Origin of the sequence: Helicobacter sp. L8 (assembly GCF_003660355.1) — a bacterium.
GTDB lineage: Bacteria > Campylobacterota > Campylobacteria > Campylobacterales > Helicobacteraceae > Helicobacter > Helicobacter labacensis.
In genome coordinates, this window is record NZ_QXQR01000033.1 from 1 (window position 1) to 4,661 (window position 4,661).

Sequence of the window (4,661 nt, forward strand, 5' to 3'; positions counted from 1 at the left end):
GGTGGAGATTATAGATGTAGAGGTGTTGGACCCGGCTAAATTGCTAGAGTATAAGAGCACGGCGCAGCTAGTCCAAGACGCGCACGCTAAGGGCTTGAGTGCTAAAGAAGCCTTAAAGAGGATAGAGGCTAGAAAGCAGGAGATCGCCGGGCTTTTGCCCCTAAAGAGAGAACCCAAGATTGATCAAGTGATCTTTAAGGAGGACATTAAACCAAGTTGGCAAATCCTCAAAGAGGGCAAAGAAAAGCACTTAGATAAGACACAGATACTACAAGCCTTGTCTAAGTCCAAAGAACTTAGAAATAGCGCGCCTAGTGTGTATGAAGTGCGCTACCAAGAGAAAAGCCACTTAGCAGGGTTATTGCAACCAAACTACCAAGCCCAAGCCAGCGCGCTTTTTAACAAGGCTCAAGAGCAAGAAATAGGCTTTAAAGGGCTTTTAGAGGGGCTAGCTGAGCCTAGTAGCCAGTTAGAGGCTAGCCATATTGTAAAGAGTGTGGGGAGTATTGAGGAGAAACTAGGCTATTATGGCGGGGATAGCACAAGAGTGGATGACTTGTTAAGAGGGGCGGTTATTGCGCCTAGAGAAAACATTAGTGCGCAATTTGACCATGTTTTAGAAGGCTTAGAATCTAATCCATCTATTAAAGACATTAGCCCGAGATTCATCAAAACCCAAGACAACTACAAGGGCGCACACATCAATTTTACTTACAATGGCGTGCCAAGTGAGATACAAATACACACGCCTAAGAGTTGGGAAACTAAGAAGAAACAAGACCCCTATTATAAGGAGTTGCGTAAAGAAAAGCTAAAATCTACACGCACTAAGAGTGAGCTTAAAAAGCTAAGACGCAAGATAAAAGAATTAGGTCAAGAATCCGACCTAGATATTAGTCTTTTTGCTTCTTCTAGGCTCACTTCTCCGCAGTATTCTCCCGTCCAATCTGAATTAGTTACAAAATCCGCCGTAGATTTAAACGCCACCCAAGAACCCCCCTTAAACTCAAAAGCGGGCTCTTCTTCAGAGTCAGAAAACGCATACAATCTTCGGGATTCAAAATTAAACCAAAAATCCACATCTTTAAGTGGGGGTAAGGGAAAGGATACATCAGCCATCAATGAGCCTTTAGATAGTGTGATCAAAGATAGCACAACAGCGCTTAAAATTGAAGCCAATCCCGCTTTTGGGGAGAACTTTGCCGAATATGCAGGCAAAGGCGCACAAGCTGTAGCAAAGCTTTTAAAAGAAAAACGCGGGCAAGTAGCCGGGGCGTTTTATAGGGAGGGGTTGGGGCATATTGATTTGGTGTGGGGGGATTCTAAAAAGGGGTTAGCCCATATCTTAGAGAGAAGGACAAAACAATACGGGGAGCAAAAGGCTTTAGAATTTATCCACGACTTGCCTAGAATTTTGCAGGAGGCTAAGTTTTACAAAGAATTAGAAAATAAAATCGAGCTTATTACGCCTACGGATATGATTGTGCTTGGCAAGGGGGAGAATAATAAATTTGTGCTTACAAGTTTTAGGGATAGGAGAAGCAAGGACAGGTTTAAAGAGTTGGAGAGTGCGCAGACCAGAGACGATGCGCACTTTACGGGTAAATCGGTGTCAGAGCCTAAAAAGGATGATGTTCTTTTACCCAACCAAGAGCACTCTAGCACAACCCCCCTTAAAGAGTCAGATACAAGCGATCTTAGACCTAATCTAAGCATTTATTCCCAGGATGCGTCTCCCCTTGATGAAGCAGGTAGGGGAATGCAAGCGATTTATAGCTTAAGAAATCGCAAAACGCGCCGCCAAATGGTGGACATTGTTCTTGGGGCGTTTGAAAGGGAAGATTTAGGGCGCATTGATTTGGCATGGGGGGCTAAGCAGGGGGTGCAAAATGGCAAAAAAGTCAATGTAGGTCTATCTAAAATCCTTAAAGAAGAGAATTTTAAGGACTTTGACAACCCTAACTTAAGTGGCTTTTTCGACGCCGCCGATGCTATTACTGAGATTATCAAGCGGGGGGCTTTAGAGCGCAAAGGGGACATGGCGATCTTGTGGCTTAAAAATGGGGAGAATTACCATGGCTTGAGTTTTTACAAACTTTTAAAGAATGACAATGCATGGTTACTTACCGACCACATCACCACCAAACAAGCCCCCACGCCCTTAAAAGGCTTGAACACCCCCCTAGACTTCAAAGAGGAGTGGGTGAAGGCTTTTGAGCTTAAAAATATCCATAGCTATTATAGGGCAAAGTTTAGCCCCAAATTGCAAGGGGCTTTAGATGCGCTTATAGACCCTGAAACTAAAGCCCAAGCTAAAAAAATGGGCGTTACATCAACCTTGATTTTTGAGATCACCCCCTACACCCCTATTAAAATACAAGCCCCTAATGTCAAGGCGTTTTTACCAGCTATGCACGCCACTCTAACAAGTCCTAATGTTGCTTTACACAATAAAGGACACGGATTTATCTTTTTTAAAGAGTTTAAAGACCCCACTAGCAAGCAAGCCTTTATGGCTAAAGCAGAAATCAAAGACGGGCAGTGGTCGTTTAGCCAACTCAAAGACTTCACAGAGATACAAGAGGCTATCAACAGCCACAAAGTGATCTACAATGCAGGCTTTAGGGGGAAGGAGTTTAAAGAGGCTTTGAGCACTAAGGGTGCAAACCCCAAGATTTAGGCGATGCATGGCTTAAGACTTTTGGGCTTAAAAGTGTAGATGAACCCTTTATCCCTAACTTTAGCCCGCAAGTGCAAGAGGCTTTAGAACCCGTGTTAAAGGGTGAGATCATCCAACTTGCCAAGGGGAGTTTGGTTAAATTGTCTAAACGCCAAAGAGAAGAGTTTTTACCCTTGATAAGACCCACGCTAGAAAGCCCCAATGCGGTGTTAGATGATGGCAAGGGGCTTTTATTTATTAAGGAATTTATCAACCCCGATAAAACGCGCTATTTTATGAGTGTGGCTAAAAATTACAATGGAGAGTGGGTGTTTAGCACGCATATACGCAAGGATTTTTCAGGCATTAAAAAGAAGTTTGCAGATTCTAAAGTGCTTTACAATGCAGGGTTTAGCGGTGGAGAAGTTGCCAGCGCGTCTGATATATTAGAATCGGGCGGAACTGCCATTAAGCCCTCTGACTTGCAGATTAATACCCCACCAAACCATGGCAGTGGATTAAACCCTACGCCACAAGATAGCACAACAGCACTTAAACTTGAAGCCAAAGAGCCCCCCAAGCTTGATCCCAAGCTTGCGCCTAAGTTTAGACTTAGTCCGCTTGAGAATACTCAAGCGTCTTATGATATGGCGGGTAATAAACTTCATAGTGTCTTCCATAAAGGCGTGATAGAGGTCAAGAGAGAAAAAATACTTCGTGAAAAACAGCAACTTTTTTACGATCGGTTAAAACGCTCTTACAACTTAGAACGCCATGAGGGCTACTACACCCCTAGCAATGCACTAGAGAACACGCCAAGACTTTCCCAAAAAGCCCTTTACGAAGTTCATCGTAGCGATTATTCCAAGTTTTTAGGGCTAAGAGATGTTTTAGATAGCCCTAGTGTGGTGCTTAAAACACAGGAAGGGTATTTGTTTGCTAGAGAAGAAAAGTGGGGGGTAAAGACTTTTGTAGACTTGAGAGAGGACAAAGAAGGTTTATGGCATGTAGCCCATTTTGGGGATTTTAAAACCTTTAAAAAGGTAGACGACGCGCTCAAACAAGGCGGGCAAATGCTTTTAGATCAGCGTGGATCAAAAGCCATTCCAGCCAATCCCGCCTTTGGGGAGAACTTTGCCGAATATGCAGGCAAAGGCGCACAAGCTGTAGCAAAGCTTTTAAAAGAAAAACGCGGGCAAGTAGCCGGGGCGTTTTATAAAGAGGGGTTGGGGTATATTGATTTGGTGTGGGGGGCAGTGAAAAACAAAGAGGGCAAGATACAAGGTCATGGCTTAAGCAAGATTGTAGAAAAACACCTTGATGACTTTAAGGAGTTTGCAGGAAAGAATGCAGAAGAGAAGTTAGGCAATGGCATAAGGGACATCATCCATAACGGGGAAGTGGTTAAAACCCACAATGGCTATAACATCCTTTATCAGGGCTACAAAGTGGGCTTAAATGAGGGGTGGAATGAAAAGGGCGTTAAAATCGGCAATAACCGATGGGTGGTAACAGCTTATGACAATTCTAAAAGTCTAGCGAGCAAGAGTCAAGGTCGCAACTCTGACTCTTTGACTAAGGGCGAGACTCTGCCCTTAAACTCAAAAGAGGATACTACCACAACCCCCCTTAAAACCCCCCAAGAGTTAGCAGAGTTGCAACTAGAACCCGAGCAGATACACGATCTATTAAGAGAACGCTTTAGTCAAAGAAGTATCTGGGATGCAAAGCACACCATAGCCAACCACCCTGTACTCATAGAGGATGGAAAGAAAAAGATTGAGATCGCCCAAAGGGGGGATTTAGAGGAGCAGGCAAGGGCAATTAGTGAGAAACTTAGCAAGGCTCCTAGATCACAAAGACAAAAACTTTACGAACAGCTAGAGGCAAACCAAGACGCAAGAGACATAGACCTACACAAGCGCATCATAGAGGGCTATGAAAGAGAGATTGAGAGGGCTAAAAAATATCTAGCTAGATACCAAAAAGCCCAAGAGTTTAG

General features: G+C 43.8%; 1 protein-coding gene and 1 pseudogene. Both read left to right on the forward strand.

Translation table 11 applies throughout. The features are described 5' to 3' along the window. Positions 1 to 2,680, forward strand: a pseudogene (locus tag EAO37_RS08735) (hypothetical protein); the annotation flags it as partial. 50 nt (positions 2,681 to 2,730) lie between these two features. Next, on the forward strand, positions 2,731 to 4,661 hold a 1,931-nt coding region (locus tag EAO37_RS08740), incomplete at its 3' end, for a PBECR2 nuclease fold domain-containing protein (RefSeq protein ID WP_276206419.1).